The sequence below is a fragment of the Pseudomonas sp. SCA2728.1_7 genome (assembly GCF_018138145.1).
In the GTDB taxonomy this organism is placed as follows: domain Bacteria; phylum Pseudomonadota; class Gammaproteobacteria; order Pseudomonadales; family Pseudomonadaceae; genus Aquipseudomonas; species Aquipseudomonas koreensis_A.
Map to the genome: position 1 here is coordinate 3,934,551 of NZ_CP073104.1, position 16,607 is coordinate 3,951,157.

Sequence of the window (16,607 nt, forward strand, 5' to 3'; positions counted from 1 at the left end):
GTAATCAGACTGACGAGGTTCTGACGAGGATCGACGATTAAGGTGGCGACCTTCGCTTTTGGAGGCTGTCCATGACCGTTAAATTCCTCGTTGCAAGCCTGATGATCGGCCTCAGTGGTGCCGCTGTCGCCAGCCCTGAGCTACCGCGTCACGCCGACCTCGACCTGAAAACCGCACGCCTTCTCGCCGACACGGCAATGGCCAATTGCACCGGCACGGTGTCGGTGCTCGATCGGGGCGGCAATCTGCTAGTGACCCTGCGCGGCGATGGCGTAGGCCCGCACAACACTGTTGCCAGCCAGCGCAAGGCTTACACCGCGCTGTCGACGAAAACCGCGACCCGATTGTTCGCCGAACGCGCTCGCAGCAACCCGGAAACCGCCAACCTCAACACCCTCGATGAATTGCTGCTGCTTGGCGGCGGTATCCCGCTGTTCCTCGGCACTGAACTGGTGGGCGCGATGGGCGTGGCCGGTTCCGGCGGCGGTGAGCAAGACGAAAACTGTGCGATCAAGGCTGCCGAGAAAACCGGTCTGGCCATAACCCGTTCCTAATAAGGAGTTTCATTCATGACGACTATGCGCATGACCCTTGCCGCGCTCGGCCTGAGCGCGTTTTCAAGCCTTGCACTCGCCGCCGGTAATCCGTTGAGCGTGCACGTGCTCAATCTGGAAAATGGCCTGCCGTCGCCGGGCATCGACGTGACCCTGGAAAAACACGTTGGCCAGAACTGGCAGCCGTTGGCCCAAGGCACCACCAATGAACAGGGGCGGATTGCCGAACTGTTCCCGGCCAAACAGCCTTTTGAAGCGGGTGAATACCGCGTAGTGTTCAAGACCGGCGAGTACTTCAAGAAGATCAAGCACGATACGTTCTTCCCGGAAATCCCGGTGATTTTTGAAGTGAAGCAGACCGATCAGCACTACCACATCCCGCTGCTGCTCAGCCCGTACGGTTTCTCGACCTATCGCGGTTCCTGAGCCCTACACAAATCCCCCTGTAGGAGTGAGCCTGCTCGCGATAGCAATCTGTCAGTCACAGATTGATCAACTGACAGATTGCTATCGCGAGCAGGCTCACTCCTACAATGGTTCGGCGTTGGATCCTAGATCGTGGCCAGGGCGCGCAATCGTGCGGCGTCGAGGATTTCGATCTCGCCATACCCGAGCCCGATAATCCCCTGCCCCTGAAAATCCTTGAGAATCTGGTTGGTGGTCTGCCGCGACAGCGACAGCATCGATGCCAACTGCTCCTGCGGCAGTTGCAGTACCCGGCGTGGCGCGTCGAGTTCGCCGTAGCCTTCGGCGATCATCAGCAAGCGATGAGCCAGACGCGCCGGGGCTGGCAGCAGGCTCAGTTGTTCGAGGTTGATAAAGGTCAGGCGCAGTTTGTGGCTCATCAGTAACGCCAGATGCCGCCAGTACCCGGGGTTCTCATCCAGCAACTTCAGCAAAGTTGCCTGCGGGATATTGAGCAGTGTGCACGGCCCGACCGCATAGGCGTCATGGGTGCGCGGCTGGCCATCGAACAGGCAGATTTCACCAAACCAGTGCGGCGCTTCCACCAGACTCAGCAACGCTTCCTTACCCTGCTCACTCACCGCACCGATGCGCACGGCGCCATCAAGCACCGCGTACAAACCGCACGGCGCATCACCACGCTGAAACAAGCGCTGCCCTGCCGTCAGCCGCCGCTCCCGGGCCGCCGCGAGCAGACTATCCTGAAAGGACACCGGTAGATGACTGAACCATTGGCCACTCATCAATCGCGAACGCATTTGCATAAACACTCCTGGATTGTCGCCTGCCTGACAGAGCGAACCCTGATCCCGAGGGATGATGCGATCAACCCTAACGGAGGAACAACAATGAAAAGCCTCGTCGACCATCTCAGTCAATACGCCGCCTACCACCGTGACCCGCGCAACATCGCCAGCCACTTTATCGGCATTCCGCTGATTGTGGTGGCGGTGGCGGTTTTGTTGTCGCGGCCAGAATGGTCGCTGGGCGGGTTGTGGATATCGCCAGCGGTTGTGTTGGCGCTGGCCTCGGCGTGGTTTTACCTGCGTCTGGAATTGAAGCTCGGGGTATTGATGACAGTGCTGATGGGCCTGTCGGTCTGGGCCGGGCATGTATTGGCGCAGCAGAGCACCATGGTCTGGTTGAGCAGCGGGCTGGCGATGTTTGTCGTTGGCTGGGTGATCCAGTTTGTCGGGCATCACTATGAAGGGCGCAAACCGGCGTTTGTCGACGATGTCAGCGGGCTGATTGTCGGGCCGTTGTTTGTGGTGGCCGAGTTGGCGTTCATGCTCGGGATGCGGCATGAGTTGAAAGAGCAGATCGAGGCGCGGGCGGGGGTGGTGCGGGTCAATCCGAATCGTGCGGCTGTCTGAATCGCTTTCGCGAGCAAGCTCGCTCCCACAGTGGACTGGTGCTGAACACAAAATTCATGTCCGACCGAATTCCCTGTGGGAGCGAGCCTGCTCGCGAAGCTTTTGATCTTAAAGGCTGGCGACTTTCTGCCAGACCTTCGGCTTGAAGAACAAGGTTTCACCCTTGGCCAAGCCGATCAGGCTGTCGTGATCTTTCACCACTTCGGCCTCGATCAGATCAGTCTGCCCTTCTACCTTCAACGTCACCCGCGTGGTCGCGCCCAACGGCCGGATATCACGCACCTCAGCAGCATGGTGATCTTCCAGCTCATGCTTGGACAACGACACTTCATGCGGGCGGAACAGCACGTGGTTGTCGTCGCTCAACAGCAAGCGGTTCGAATCGCCGAGGAAGTGATAAACGAAATCGCTGGCCGGGTTTTCGTAGACGTCGCCTGGTGAGCCGATCTGCTCGATCACACCCTTGTTCATCACCACAATGCGGTCAGCAACTTCCATCGCCTCTTCCTGGTCGTGGGTCACGAACACCGAGGTCAGGTTGATGTCTTCGTGCAGACGCGCCAACCAGCGGCGCAGTTCTTTACGCACCTTGGCATCGAGCGCACCGAACGGCTCATCCAGCAGCAACACTTTCGGCTCGACCGCCAAGGCCCGGGCCAGGGCGATACGCTGACGCTGACCACCGGACAACTGCTCCGGATAACGATCCGACAGCCAGTCCAGCTGCACCATGTTCAGCAGTTCGTGAACCTTGGTCGCGATCTGGCTTTCGCTCGGGCGCTGGTTCTTCGGCTTCATGCGCAGGCCGAAGGCAACGTTGTCGAACACGGTCATGTGGCGGAACAAGGCGTAGTGCTGGAACACGAAACCGACGTTGCGATCACGCACGTCGTGGCCGGAAACGTCTTCACCGTGGAAAACGATATTGCCGTTATCCGGGGTTTCCAGACCGGCGATGATCCGCAATAGCGTGGTCTTGCCGCAGCCCGACGGGCCGAGCAGCGCGACCAGTTCACCGCTGTGGATGTCCAGGCTGATGTTGTCCAGCGCCTTGAAGGCATTGAAATTCTTGCTGACGTTACGCACTTCGATCGACATGAATTATTCCTCCGCGGCGCTGGCGCGCAGGCGGTTGATACGGTTTTCGCTCCACTGCTTGAGCAGCAGGATGAAGAGCGCCAGGATCAGCAACAGGCTCGCCACAGCGAACGCGGCCACGTGGTTGTATTCGTTGTAGAGGATCTCGACGTGCAACGGCAAGGTGTTGGTCACCCCGCGAATGTGCCCGGACACCACCGACACCGCACCGAATTCACCCATGGCCCGCGCGGTACACAGCACCACGCCATAGATCAGGCCCCATTTGATGTTGGGGACGGTGACGTGCCAGAACATCTGCCAGCCATTGGCGCCGAGCAAACGCGCGGCCTCCTCTTCCTGTGTGCCTTGTTCCTGCATCAGCGGGATCAGCTCACGGGCCACGAACGGCACGGTGACGAAGATCGTCGCCAGCACGATGCCCGGCAGGGCGAAGACGATCTGGATGTCGTGATCCTGCAGCCAAGGCCCGAACAGGCCCTGCGCGCCAAACATCAGCACGTAGACCAGACCGGCGATTACCGGCGATACCGAGAACGGCAAGTCAATCAGGGTCACCAGCATGCTCTTGCCGCGGAACGAGTACTTGCTCACGCACCACGCGGCGCTGACGCCGAACACCAGGTTCAACGGCACAGAAATCAACACGGCGAATACGGTGAGTTTCAGTGCCGACAGTGCATCCGGTTCAAAGATCGCGGTGAAGAACGCACCGAGGCCATTCTTCAAACCCTGCGATACCACAATGAACAACGGCAGCAGCAGAAACAGGAAAAAGACCAGCCAGCCAAGGCCGATCAGGATTCTGCGCGAAGTGGCACTGCCACGGCGTGCAGCGTTGGCCGAAGAGGCGGCCGCAATAGACGATTGGGACATGTTCGCGCCTCCTTATGGGGTTTCGATGCGCCGCTGCAGCAAGTTGATCAGCAGCAACAGGACGAAGGAAACCACCAGCATCAGCACGCCGATGGCGGTAGCGCCGGTGTAATCGTATTGGTCAAGTTTGACCATGATCAGCAGCGGCAGGATCTCGGTTTTCATCGGCATGTTGCCGGCAATGAATATCACCGAACCGTACTCGCCGACGCCACGCGCAAACGCCAGGGCAAAACCGGTGAGCCAGGCTGGCAGCAGCGCAGGTACGAGGATGTGGCGGAACACCTGCAACGGTTTCGCGCCGAGGCACGCGGCAGCTTCTTCGACTTCACGGGGAATGTCGGCCAGCACCGGCTGCACCGTGCGCACCACGAACGGCAGGGTGACGAAGGTCAGCGCCAGAGTGATACCGAGCGGGGTGTAGGCGATTTTGAAACCGAGGTCGGCAGCGAACTGGCCGACCAGTCCAGCCGGCGCGTACAACGCAGTCAGCGCAATACCGGCCACCGCGGTCGGCAGGGCGAACGGCAGATCGATCATCGCGTCGATCACCTTGCGCCCCGGGAAGGTGTAGCGCACCAGCACCCAGGCCAGCAGCGTGCCGATGATGCCGTTGATGATCGCGGCACACAGCGCGGTGCCGAAGCTCAGCTTCAAGGCCGCAAGCACCCGCGGTGCGGAGATGATCGCCCAGAACTGATCCCAGGTGAGTTGGGCGGCGTGGACGAACATCGCCGCCAGCGGGATAAGCACAATCAGGCTGAGGTACACCAAGGTGTAGCCCAGCGTCAGCCCGAAGCCGGGTATGACGGGGGAGATACGACGCGACATAAAAGTCCTTGGTTAAAAACGCATCAATGTGGGAGCGAGCCTGCTCGCGAAGAGGGAGTATCAGTCAACATCCCTGTCGCCTGAAATACCGCCTTCGCGAGCAGGTCGAATCGTCGCACCGTCGCTCCCACATGTGGTGTGCCTAAACAGTAGGCTCGTTGTGGGTCAGATTACTGCGCCTGATAAATCTGGTCGAACACGCCACCGTCATTGAAGAATTTCGGCTGCGCGGTTTTCCAGCCGCCGAAGTCCTTGTCGATGGTCACCAGGTCCAGTTTCGGGAACTGCTGGGCGTACTTGGCAGCTACGTCCTTGTCACGCGGACGGTAGAAGTTCTTCGCCGCGATCTCCTGACCGGCCGGGCTGTACAGGTGCTTCAGGTAGGCTTCGGCGATCTGCTCGTTGCCTTTCTTCTCGGCGTTCTTGTCGACCACCGCCACTGGCGGCTCGGCGAGGATCGACAGCGAAGGCACGACAATGTCGAACTTGTCGGCGCCGCCATCTTCTTTCAGAGCCAGGAACGCTTCGTTTTCCCAGGCCAGCAACACGTCACCCTGACCGTTGTTGACGAAGGTAATGGTCGAACCGCGTGCACCGGTGTCGAGGATCGGCACGTGCTTGAACAGGGTCTGCACATATTCTTTGGCTTTGGCTTCGTCACCGCCGTTGGCTTTCAGGCCGTAGGCCCACGCGGCAAGGAAGTTCCAGCGGGCGCCGCCGGAGGTTTTCGGGTTCGGGGTGATCACCGAGACGTCATTCTTGACCAGATCGCCCCAGTCCTTGATGCCTTTCGGGTTGCCCTTGCGCACCAGGAAGACGATGGTCGAGGTGTACGGCGTGCTCGCTTCCGGCAGACGCTTCTGCCAGTCGGCCGGCAGGGTCTTGCCGAGTTTGGCGATTTCGTCGATGTCACCGGCCAATGCCAGGGTCACGACGTCAGCGCGCAGACCGTCGATCACCGCACGGCCCTGCTTGCCCGAACCACCGTGGGATTGCTGGATTTTCACGGTGTCGCCAGCATGATCTTTCTGCCAGAACTTGATGAACTCAGCGTTGTAGTCCTGATACAGCTCGCGCGTCGGGTCATACGACACATTGAGCAGTTCGTAATCCTTGGCAACCGCGGAACCGGCAAACACAGCGCTGGCCAGGGCGGCCAAAGCGTAACGGCGAATCGACGACATGGTGAAAGCTCCTGGAATTCTTGGTGGTGGCTTTTTCTTATGTATTTCGGAAATCGTGTTGCCGGTTCAAAGATCGCAGCCTTCGACAGCTCCTACGCACAGCCCCCTGTAGGAGCTGCCGCAGGCTGCGATCTTTTGATCTTCAACTCAGCCCGGTTGTTTGCCCGGTTGCTGCAAACGGAATTTCTCTTTGCGTTCGATCTGCACGACCTGCGCGTTGTGCACAGTGATCTCCACCGCGCCGAAACGCAGATCGCGCAGGGCGCTCTGGATTTCACGCAAGATGGTGCTTTCGTCCTGACCGTCAACGCTGCGAAGGGATGCGCTCATGGTGCTGCTCCTTTGAATGGGATTTGCCTGGCAGTGGGCGGCACTGCGTTCGGCGTAGGAGCAATATAAGAGAGGCGCGGATATTCTTAAAAAGACTATTTAAGAATGTTTATATAACTGAAAAACTGATCGTTCCCACGCGCAGCAAAGGAATGCCGCCGGCGGCGCTCTGCGCCGCGATTTTGCTGTGGACGCGGAGCGCCCCGGGCGGTATTCCCACGCGAAATGAAGGAACAAATTCAGCCAATCACCGGAGTTCTCGCCCAATCAATCTCCTGCTCCGGAACCGGCCGCCCAAACCAATACCCCTGCCCCAGATCGCATTCCTGCTCAAGCAGAAACGCCGCCTGCTCAACCTGTTCGATACCCTCGGCGTGCACCTGCATGCCCATGCTCCGGGCCAACGCGATAATCACCCGAACAATCGCCGCGTCGTCCTCATCCCACGGCAACCCGGCGACGAAACCCTGATCGATCTTCAGTTTCTGCACCGGCAAGCGCTTGAGCCGTAACAGCGACGAATAGCCCGTGCCGAAATCATCGATGGCCAGGCGAATACCCAACTCGCGCAAACGGTGCATCTGCTCCAGCGCCACTTCCGGATCATCCATCACCGCGCTTTCAGTGACTTCCAGCTCCAGATACGCCGGATCCAGCCCGGTGTCGTGCAGCACCTGCGCAACCTGTTGGTACAACTCACGACGAGCGAACAATCGTGACGAAACATTCACCGCGACAAACGACAGCACCAGCCCGGTCTGCTGCCACTGGCACATTTGTCGACACGCCTGCTGCATGACCCAAGCGTCGATTTCGGCGATCAGCCCGGTGCGCTCGGCAATAGGGATGAATTCCGCCGGCGAGACCAGGCCGCGTTGCGGATGCTGCCAACGCACCAAGGCTTCGACGCCAATCAGGCGACTGGTTTTCAAGTCATGCACGGGTTGGTAGTAAACCCGCAGTTCCTGCTGCTCCAGCGCGCGGCGCAGCTCGAATGCGATCTCCACACGTTGCTGGGCGTGGGCGGTAAGTTCTTCGGTATACAAGGCATAACCGTTACGGCCGCTGCTCTTGGCCTTGAACAGCGCCGCATCGGCATTGCGCAACAGTTGCTCGGCGCTTAGCGCATCGCTGGGGAACAGGCTGATGCCGAGGCTGGCGTTGATGAACAACTGATTGCCATCAATGCTGAACGGCTCCTTCAGCGCATCGAGAATCCGTTGCGCCAGCGCCGCCGCCTGCACCGGCTGTGGACAACTTTCCGCCAGTACCGCGAACTCATCGCCGCCGAGCCGCGCCAGGGAAATGCCGGGGCCGAACAGCGCTTGCAAACGCGCCGCCACGGCCTTGAGCAAGCGATCGCCGACGTTATGGCCGAGGCTGTCGTTGATCATCTTGAAGTGATCGAGATCGAGCATCAGCAATGCACAGCCGCGCTTGTGGTTTTGCGCCGAGGCCAGCGCCTGCTCGGCGCGATCGCTGAACAGCAGACGATTGGGCAGATCGGTCAGCGGATCGTGGTGTGCGAGGTGTTTGAGTTCATGCTCGGAATCCTTGATCGCGCTGATGTCGGAGAACACCGCAACGTAATGGCTGAGCCGGCCCTGATCATCGTGAATGACCCGGATGGTCTGCCACTGTGGATAAATCTCGCCGCTTTTGCGCCGGTTCCAGATCTCGCCGCTCCATTCGCCCTGCGACTCAAGGGTAGCGAACATCGCCTGATAGAACCCTGGCGGATGGTGGCCGGATTTGAACAGACTCGGCTGCTGCCCGAGCACTTCCTCGCGTTGATAACCGGTGATCTCGATGAACGCACGATTGACGTGCACGATCAGCCCTTGATGGTTGGTGACCAACACCCCTTCGCGGGTGCAATCGAAGACCGCCGCGGCCTGACGCAGGCGTTCGCGATCAGCGTGGCGCTCGCGCAAACGCGCGCCAATCCCGAGAAACTCACACAAGCGCGCCCGCGCCAGAAAAATCAGCCCGGCGCTGAGCGCCGCAAAGACGTAACCGTTGATCAGTTGCCATCGGGCAAGATCGACGGAGTTATCGAAGAAATTGTTTAATAAATGATCAGTACCTTGCAGCCAGACAGCGGCAAGCACGAGATAGAGCAGCGCTGCACGCAATGCATCGCGGTAAGTGGCAGGCATTCGGCTGTCCATGTCCCTACAAAAAGGTTGGAATTATAGGTCAAGAAACATCCAGCGACTCTTATCTGAAAGGGCGACTGGTTTTATCTGTGTGCTTGGTGATAATGCAACGGCTGTTTTTATCTTTATCGAGGGCCCTATAGCCTATGTGGTACGAAGGTTTTCTTGGCTTGTCGGCCTGGTCTCTGGTCGCAGTCACCCTGCTGATGACCCACGTGACGATTGTTGCCGTCACGGTCTATCTGCACCGCTACTCGGCCCATCGCTCGCTGGAGCTGAATGCCGGTCTGAAGCACTTTTTCCGTTTCTGGCTGTGGCTGACCACGGCGCAGAACACCCGCGAGTGGACCGCCATCCACCGTAAACACCACGCCAAATGCGAAACCGAAGACGACCCGCACAGTCCGGTCATCAAAGGTCTTTCCACTGTGCTGCGTACCGGTGCCGAGCTGTACCGCGCCGAAGCGCAGAATCCGGAAACCCTGCGCATCTACGGCAAGAACTGCCCCGAAGACTGGATCGAACGCAACGTCTACAGCCGCTACCCGCTGCTGGGCGTGGCGATCATGGGCGTTATCGATCTGCTGTTGTTTGGCACCATCGGCATCACCATCTGGGCGATCCAGATGATGTGGATCCCGGTGTGGGCTGCCGGCGTGATCAACGGTCTGGGCCATGCCGTTGGCTATCGCAACTTCGAATGCCGCGACGCGGCAACCAATCTGGTGCCTTGGGGCATCCTGATCGGCGGCGAAGAACTGCACAACAACCATCACACCTACCCTAACTCGGCCAAGCTGTCGGTGAAAAAGTGGGAATTCGACCTCGGTTGGGCGTGGATCAAAGTCTTCAGCTTCCTGCGTCTGGCCAAGGTTCAGCGTGTAGCGCCGATCGCCCACCGTGTCGAAGGCAAGGGCAATCTGGACATGGACACCGCCATGGCCATCCTCAACAACCGCTTTCAGATCATGGCCCAGTACCGCAAATTGGTGATCGGCCCGCTGGTCAAGCAAGAGCTGGCCAAGGTCGATCATTCGGTGCGTCACCAATTCCACCGCGCCAAACGTCTGCTGTCGCGGGAAACCAGCCTGCTGGAAGACCGGCATCACTTGCGCATCCAGACCATGCTCGAGCACAGTCAGGCGCTGAAGGTAATTTACGAAAAACGCCTGGCCCTGCAGCAGATCTGGGTCAAGACCAGCGCAAATGGCCACGACATGCTCGCCGCCATCAAGGAATGGATTCACGAGGCAGAAGCCAGTGGTATCCAGTCCCTGCGTGAATTCGCTGACCAGCTGAAAACCTACTCGCTGCGCCCTGCGGCGGTCTGAGACCGTTGATCGGTGCACCCGGCTCCCGGGTGCACCCTTCGGAACTTCGCTAAAAATCGCCTATCTCAAAGACACTTCGCCATCCCGGCGGGCTGTACTGTGGCCGTTGTCGAATTGCGGCACGTCCTTTGAGATCTGTGCCGATGGTCAACAACAATCAAAAAGACTCATCCCTCCCGCAGTGGCCCGAGGCCGCGCAAACCCTCATGGCGTTGATGCACGCCCAAGGCGAGGTCGCCCGTTTGAGCGAACGCGAGCAGCTGTTCAGCTCATTGCTGGTCAGCGTCAATGCCGTGCTCTGGGCTTTCAACTGGGAAACCCGTCAGGTGCTGTACGTCAGCCCCGCCTACGAACGGATTTTCGGTCGCTCCGCCGGCCTCCTGCTCGCCGACTACAACCAATGGCGCGACAGCATCTACCCCGACGACCTGGAATACGCCGAACGCAGCCTCGCCGAAGTCCTGCACAAAGGCGCGGTGGAGGATCGCGAATACCGCATCATCGCCGCCGACGGTCAGGTGCGCTGGCTCAGCGATAAGTGCTTCATCAACCGTCAGGACGAGCCGGGGCAACCGGTGATCATCGTCGGCATCGCCGAGGACATCACCGACAAGAAGCAGATGGAAACCGAGCTGCATCGCTTGGCGACCACCGACGTGCTGACGCAAAGCAGCAACCGCCGACACTTTTTCGAGTGCGCCAACCGCGAGTTCGAAGAGGCGCGTGTGCAGGGTTCGCCCATGGCGTTTTTGCTGCTCGATATCGATGACTTTAAAGTGATCAACGACAGTTACGGCCATCCCGAAGGCGACAACGTCTTGCAGCGGATCGCCGAGTGCGGGCGCGGCTCGTTACGTCGCGGTGATCTGTTCGGGCGGATTGGCGGGGAAGAGTTTGCGGCGGTGTTTCCGGGTTGCGCACCGGACATGGCCATGCAAGTGGCTGAACGGCTGCAGCAGGAGATTCAGCGGTTGAGCTTCAGCCATGACGGGCAGACGTACGGCATCACTGTCAGCCAGGGATTGACCAGTCTGACCGAGGCAGACGAAAGCCTCGACAGCCTGTTCGCCCGCGCGGATGCGGCCATGTATGAGGCCAAACGACAGGGCAAGAACCGCATCATTCCTGCCTGACCCCTATTTCAACCACACAGAGATCAATTGTAGGAGTGAGCCTGCTCGCGATAGCGGAGTGTCAAACGAACAATTGTTGTATGACACTCCGCTATCGCGAGCAGGCTCACTCCTACATTGGAAATGTGTACGTCGTTTATTTGCGCATCCGCATCAACTCCGGCAAGCCGATCTTGAGCAACCGCGCCGTGCGGCTCTTCGCCAGTTCCTCAACGCCTTCATGCTCAGTCAGATGCGCCATCTGCGCCGCCATGTTCATCACCAGCGCCTCACGTGAATACACGCCACCGCCGAGCTGATAGACCGACGCAATCAGCTCACGCAGCTCCAGCGGCAATCGCCAGCGAGTACGCAGGGCCGAACCATACGCCGCGCCAAACTCGGCCAACGCCTCGCCAACTTCCTCCAGCTCATCCAGCTCACCACCCGCCTGCTGCCATTCCTGCAGACAACGCAGCAACGCCAGATCACCCAAGCGATGCAGCATGCCCGCGCAGTAACAGCGCTCCTGATCGAGATCGAGCAGCCGCGCGAGGGTGCGCGCATATTCAGCGGTGTGCAGCGACAGCCCCCAGTAACGCTCGGCGTAATCAGCCAGACACGGATCACTGAGCTTGGCGCTGCGCTTGAGGGCCAACCCCAGAATCAGGTTCATGCTCTGTCCGGTGCCCAAGCGATGCAGGGCTTGCGCCAATGTTTGCACCGGCGCGCCATGGTGCTGCGCCGCGCTGTTGGCCGCAGCAATCAACACGGCAGTGATTTGTGGATCGGTTTTGATCTCGTCTTCCAGCAGCTTCAAATCCAGCCCGTTGGGATTGAGACTGCGTTTGACCGCCACTTGCACATCGGTCATCAACGGTGCGCCGTCGGCCTGCTCGCGGCGGCGCTCGAGAAACACCGACAAGGTCATGCCCGGGGCCAATGCCGGCACTTCACAGAACACCTCTTCACCGGCATTCAGCAACAAGCCCTGTAGACGCTCAGTCAGGTTTTCCATGTTCAGTGGTTTGGTCAGATACGCCGTCGGCGCCAACGGAATCGCTTCGCGCACACTGGCGCTGTCGTTGCGGCTGCTCATCAGAATGAACGGCAGCGGCGGATTGCGTTTGCGCTGACGCACGCTGCGCAGCACATTCAAACCATCGACGCCGGGCAACTCCCAATCGACGATAGCGAGGTCATACGGCACCTCACTGAGCATCGACATGGCTTGCTGGCCATCGGCACACAGATCCAGTCGCGCATCGCAACGCACGTTCAGCAACACTTGTTTGAGCAGATCGCGAGACCACGGATCAGCCTCGGCAATCAGCACTCGGGGTACGGCGGGTAAATCAACGGCAGTCATGCGCGCTCTCCCTTGCAATGCCTGAACCTTAGCCAATGCTGGCCATTCGATACAGCGCTAAAGCCTCCGATGTGTTTCAAGGGGCGTAAAAAAACCCGCCGAAGCGGGTTTTTTTGTCTATCCGATCACACAGTGCGCGGCTTACAGCTCCGAGAAGCACTCTTCGATGATCGCCAGACCTTTGTCCAGTTGCTCGTCCGGCGAGGTCAGCGGTACGAGGACGCGCAGAACGTTGCCGTAGGTGCCGCAGGACAGCAGGATCAGACCCTTGTCACGCGCCTTGGCCACCACCGACGCTACAGCAGCAGCGTTAGGCTTGTGGCTGTCGCCGTTTTCGAACAGTTCAACCGCGATCATCGCGCCCAGGGCACGGACTTCGCCGATCACCGGGTACTTGGCCTGGATAGCTTTCAGGCCAGTGACCAGACGCTCGCCAACAGCCTTGCAGCGGTCCAGCAGTTGCTCTTCTTCGAACACTTCCATCACCGCCAGTGCAGCGGCGCAAGCAATCGGGCTACCGGCGTAGGTGCCGCCCAGACCGCCTGGCGCGATGGCGTCCATGTATTCGGCCTTGCCGCAAACACCGGCCAGCGGGAAGCCGCCAGCGATGGATTTGGCGAAGGTGGTCAGGTCGGCAGCAACGCCCATCTGTTCCATGGCGAAGAAAGTGCCGGTACGGCCAGCGCCGGTCTGTACTTCGTCAGCGATCAGCAGGATGCCGTGTTGGTCGCACAGCGCGCGCAGACGCTTCATGAATTCCTTCGGCGCAACGTAGAAACCACCTTCACCCTGAACCGGCTCGATGATGATTGCGGCGATGTCTTTCGGCTCGGCGTCGTTCTTGAAGATGCGTTCGATCGAAGCGATCGAATCGTCGATGCTCACGCCGTGCAGTTCGTTCGGGTACAGCGCGCGGAAGATGCCGCCTGGCATCAGGCCCATGCCGGCCGAGTACGGCACGACTTTACCGGTCAGACCCAGGGTCATCATGGTGCGACCGTGGTAGGCGCCGGTGAAGGCGATCACGCCAGCGCGGCCGGTGGCGGCACGGGCGATCTTCACGGCGTTTTCCACGGCTTCGGAACCGGTGGTGACCAGCAGGGTTTTCTTGGCGAAATCACCTGGCACCTTGGCGTTGATTTTTTCACACAGCTCAACGTACGGCTCGTAAGCCAGTACCTGGAAGCAGGTGTGGGTCAGCTTGTTCAGCTGTTCGGTCACGGCCGCGATGATTTTCGGGTGCACGTGGCCGGTGTTCAGTACAGCGATGCCGCCGGCGAAGTCGATGAACTCACGACCTTCAACGTCAGTCACGGTAGCGTTTTTTGCCGATTCAGCGAAGATCGGGTGAATCTGGCCAACACCACGTGGAACAGCTGCGGTACGACGGGCCATCAGTTCAGCGTTAGTCTTGCTCATTACAGTCCTCATTCGCCGCTCATCGGGCGGCGTGGTTCAAGGATTAAGCGGGAGAAATCGACGGTGGCAGCATGCGATGATCGACTGCCACGGCGTTCCTGGCCGCAGAGAAAATTCCGGTTTGAAACCACGCAAAGGGACAGCGCTCTCGTGCCCTTTGCGTTTGCAGCGATCCCTTTCCCGGCTTAGATGCCCAGGCAGAGGTATTTGATTTCCAGGTAATCTTCGATGCCGTACTTGGAGCCTTCACGGCCCAGGCCCGAGGCCTTGATGCCGCCGAATGGCGCGACTTCGTTGGAGATCAGCCCGGTGTTGACGCCAACCATGCCGTATTCCAGCGCTTCCGCGACACGGAACACACGACCGAGGTCGCGAGCATAGAAGTACGAAGCCAGACCGAACTCGGTGTCGTTGGACATCGCGATCACTTCGGCTTCGTCTTTGAAACGGAACAGCGGCGCCAGTGGACCGAAAGTTTCTTCCTTGGCCACGGCGGCGTTTTTCGGCACGTTGGTGAGGATGGTCGGCTCGAAGAAGTTGCCTTCCATCGCCTTGCCGCCAGCCAGCACGGTGGCGCCTTTGGCTACGGCGTCAGCGATGTGCTCTTGCACCTTGGCCACGGCTTTTTCGTCAATCAGCGGACCGGTGGTGGTGCCGTCTTCCAGACCGTTGCCGATCTTCAGTTTGGCCACAGCCACTTTCAGCTTCTCGGCGAACGCGTCGTAGACCGAATCCTGAATGTACAGACGGTTGGCGCAGACGCAGGTCTGGCCGTTGTTGCGGTACTTGGAAATGATCGCGCCTTCGACGGCCTTATCCAGGTCCGCGTCGTCGAACACGATGAACGGCGCGTTGCCGCCCAGTTCCAGCGAAACTTTCTTGATGTCCTTGGCGCATTCAGCCATCAGCTGACGACCGATTTCGGTCGAACCGGTGAAGGACAGCTTGCGCACGATCGGGTTGCTGGTCAGCTCGCTGCCGATGTCGCCGGCGCTGCCGGACACCACGCTGAACACGCCCGCAGGAATGCCCGCGCGCTGGGCCAGTTCGGCCAGTGCGAAAGCGGAGAATGGCGTTTGCGAAGCAGGCTTGAGCACCATGGTGCAACCGGCAGCCAGTGCTGGACCGGCCTTGCGGGTGATCATCGCCGCCGGGAAGTTCCACGGGGTAATTGCCGCGGTCACGCCGATTGGCTGCTTGATCACGATCAAGCGCTTGTCTGGCTGGTGGCCCGGAATCACATCACCGTAGATGCGCTTGGCCTCTTCGGCGAACCACTCGATGAACGAAGCGGCGTAAACGATTTCGCCCTTGGCTTCGGCCAGCGGCTTGCCCTGCTCAAGGGTCATCAGGCGCGCGAGGTCATCCTGGTTCTCGATCATCAGTTCGAACCAGCGACGCAGCTTGCCGGCGCGCTCTTTGGCGGTCAGTGCACGCCAGGCCGGCAGCGCTTTGTCAGCGGCTTCAATGGCACGGCGGGTTTCGGCAGCGCCCATTTTCGGCACAGTACCGAGGATTTCGCCGGTGGCCGGGTTATTGACCTTGATCGTCTGACCGTTGTCCGCATCGACCCAAGCGCCATCAATGAAGGCTTGCTGGCGGAACAACAGGGTGTCTTTAAGCTGCATGTCGGCTTTCCTTAACAGCACCGCGGCCTGCGCGGAGCAAATTATGATTGTAGAAAGGCGCCTCGCAAGGCTGCCGTCAGGGAAATCAGTGACCGGGTGTGGCGCATCGACAGTGCACGATTCGAAACACCGGCGCTTCAACGCCCAGTCAACGAGCGTTTGAAATCTCAAACGGATCGTAGGATCAAAGGGGGTAAAGGACAATAGGTCGTTCGAAAAAAAGAACAAAAACGGCGTGTTTGTGGAATTTTTCAGATCAACGCGCCAAAAGCCTCAGCCGCAACAAAACCATAGAACAGTCCCGAGAAAGCGCCAAGCGAGGGTTTTGCAGGACGTTACCGCTTTATGGAATACCGCGATTTGCGCGGACATGCGCACTGACAATACCCGCCAAAACCCGGCATGGACGCCCCGAGTCGACCTAGGTATGATGTCGCCCGCTGCACCAGTAGCTCAGCTGGATAGAGTACTGCCCTCCGAAGGCAGGGGTCGTGGGTTCGAATCCCGCCTGGTGCACCATTGATTTAAACGAGAAAGCCCCGGACTGTGATGGTCCGGGGCTTTTTTGTGGGCGATGCGCTGGTTCTCGAACGACGTCACTCCGTCGTCCAGTCGAACTCGTCGTAATCATCGTCGTCGTCTTCCTCCTCAACCTCCTCAAAAACGTCGCCTTCATCGACGACATCCTCTTCCGACTGATTAAGCAGAAACTCCTTACGCGTCTCGGTAATCGCTCGCCGCATCTCATCGCCCTTCTCCGGGCAGTTGAGCAGTTGGGCGATGCGGTCAATTTTTGCTGCCACGTTGTCCTCCAGCGCATCGGCAATGCCTCGATAGTGCGCGTTTTTGCGGGGCAATGCCAAATGGCTGGAGGATCA

General features: G+C 59.4%; 16 protein-coding genes and 1 tRNA gene. 6 read left to right on the forward strand and 11 right to left on the reverse strand.

Annotated features, from left to right (window positions below):
• Positions 1-71: 71 nt before the first annotated feature.
• Positions 72-554 (forward strand): heme-binding protein, encoded by a 483-nt coding sequence (locus KBP52_RS17515; RefSeq protein ID WP_212620637.1) that lies wholly within the window; start codon positions 72-74, stop codon positions 552-554.
• Between the two features lie 15 nt (positions 555-569).
• Positions 570-980, forward strand: a complete 411-nt coding sequence (uraH, locus tag KBP52_RS17520; RefSeq protein WP_116029342.1) for a hydroxyisourate hydrolase — start codon at positions 570-572, stop codon at positions 978-980.
• 125 nt (positions 981-1,105) lie between these two features.
• Here the strand turns inward: uraH and KBP52_RS17525 are convergent, their stop codons facing one another.
• Complete coding sequence (locus KBP52_RS17525; protein ID WP_212620638.1) at positions 1,106-1,783, reverse strand: Crp/Fnr family transcriptional regulator; 678 nt, start codon at positions 1,781-1,783, stop codon at positions 1,106-1,108.
• Positions 1,784-1,867: 84 nt separating this feature from the next.
• On the opposite strand from KBP52_RS17525, the gene KBP52_RS17530 reads away from it, so the two are divergent.
• Positions 1,868-2,392: an Mpo1-like protein gene (locus KBP52_RS17530; protein WP_077570120.1), complete on the forward strand. Its 525-nt coding sequence runs from the start codon at positions 1,868-1,870 to the stop codon at positions 2,390-2,392.
• Positions 2,393-2,500: 108 nt separating this feature from the next.
• Here KBP52_RS17530 and KBP52_RS17535 read toward each other — a convergent pair whose 3' ends face one another.
• From KBP52_RS17535 to dibA, 6 genes are all read right to left on the reverse strand, one after another.
• On the reverse strand, positions 2,501-3,490 hold the full coding sequence (locus tag KBP52_RS17535) for a sulfate ABC transporter ATP-binding protein (RefSeq protein ID WP_007963490.1): 990 nt from the start codon (positions 3,488-3,490) through the stop codon (positions 2,501-2,503).
• Positions 3,491-3,493: 3 nt separating this feature from the next.
• On the reverse strand, positions 3,494-4,366 hold the full coding sequence (gene cysW / locus KBP52_RS17540) for a sulfate ABC transporter permease subunit CysW (RefSeq protein ID WP_038367233.1): 873 nt from the start codon (positions 4,364-4,366) through the stop codon (positions 3,494-3,496).
• Positions 4,367-4,378: 12 nt separating this feature from the next.
• Positions 4,379-5,197: a sulfate ABC transporter permease subunit CysT gene (cysT, locus tag KBP52_RS17545; RefSeq protein WP_008080019.1), complete on the reverse strand. Its 819-nt coding sequence runs from the start codon at positions 5,195-5,197 to the stop codon at positions 4,379-4,381.
• A gap of 170 nt (positions 5,198-5,367) precedes the next feature.
• Complete coding sequence (locus KBP52_RS17550; protein ID WP_038367242.1) at positions 5,368-6,381, reverse strand: sulfate ABC transporter substrate-binding protein; 1,014 nt, start codon at positions 6,379-6,381, stop codon at positions 5,368-5,370.
• A gap of 147 nt (positions 6,382-6,528) precedes the next feature.
• A complete protein-coding gene (gene oscA / locus KBP52_RS17555; RefSeq protein ID WP_007917682.1) occupies positions 6,529-6,711 on the reverse strand; it encodes a sulfur starvation response protein OscA in 183 nt (60 codons plus the stop codon).
• A gap of 239 nt (positions 6,712-6,950) precedes the next feature.
• Entirely contained in the window at positions 6,951-8,870 is a 1,920-nt protein-coding gene (gene dibA / locus KBP52_RS17560) for a phosphodiesterase DibA (RefSeq protein ID WP_212620639.1), read from the reverse strand.
• A 146-nt stretch (positions 8,871-9,016) separates the two neighbouring features.
• On the opposite strand from dibA, the gene desA reads away from it, so the two are divergent.
• Together desA and KBP52_RS17570 are read left to right on the forward strand one after the other, a co-directional pair.
• Positions 9,017-10,201, forward strand: coding sequence for a delta-9 fatty acid desaturase DesA (gene desA, locus KBP52_RS17565; RefSeq protein ID WP_116029347.1), 1,185 nt, complete (start codon positions 9,017-9,019; stop codon positions 10,199-10,201).
• Positions 10,202-10,344: 143 nt separating this feature from the next.
• Positions 10,345-11,334, forward strand: coding sequence for a sensor domain-containing diguanylate cyclase (locus KBP52_RS17570; protein ID WP_212620640.1), 990 nt, complete (start codon positions 10,345-10,347; stop codon positions 11,332-11,334).
• 136 nt (positions 11,335-11,470) lie between these two features.
• Here KBP52_RS17570 and KBP52_RS17575 read toward each other — a convergent pair whose 3' ends face one another.
• The 3 genes from KBP52_RS17575 to gabD all read right to left on the reverse strand — a co-directional run bounded on the left by KBP52_RS17575 (position 11,471) and on the right by gabD (position 15,729).
• Positions 11,471-12,682: a response regulator gene (locus KBP52_RS17575; protein WP_077570109.1), complete on the reverse strand. Its 1,212-nt coding sequence runs from the start codon at positions 12,680-12,682 to the stop codon at positions 11,471-11,473.
• A 141-nt stretch (positions 12,683-12,823) separates the two neighbouring features.
• Complete coding sequence (gene gabT / locus KBP52_RS17580; protein ID WP_007917687.1) at positions 12,824-14,101, reverse strand: 4-aminobutyrate--2-oxoglutarate transaminase; 1,278 nt, start codon at positions 14,099-14,101, stop codon at positions 12,824-12,826.
• Positions 14,102-14,286: 185 nt separating this feature from the next.
• On the reverse strand, positions 14,287-15,729 hold the full coding sequence (gene gabD / locus KBP52_RS17585; protein ID WP_077570107.1) for an NADP-dependent succinate-semialdehyde dehydrogenase: 1,443 nt from the start codon (positions 15,727-15,729) through the stop codon (positions 14,287-14,289).
• Positions 15,730-16,171: 442 nt separating this feature from the next.
• Between gabD and KBP52_RS17590 the strand changes: the two genes are divergently transcribed.
• Positions 16,172-16,248, forward strand: a tRNA-Arg gene (locus KBP52_RS17590).
• 77 nt (positions 16,249-16,325) lie between these two features.
• Here the strand turns inward: KBP52_RS17590 and KBP52_RS17595 are convergent.
• The gene (locus KBP52_RS17595; RefSeq protein WP_249122191.1) at positions 16,326-16,592 is read right to left on the reverse strand and encodes a hypothetical protein; all 267 of its coding nucleotides are present in this window, start codon (positions 16,590-16,592) and stop codon (positions 16,326-16,328) included.
• Positions 16,593-16,607 lie beyond the last annotated feature (15 nt).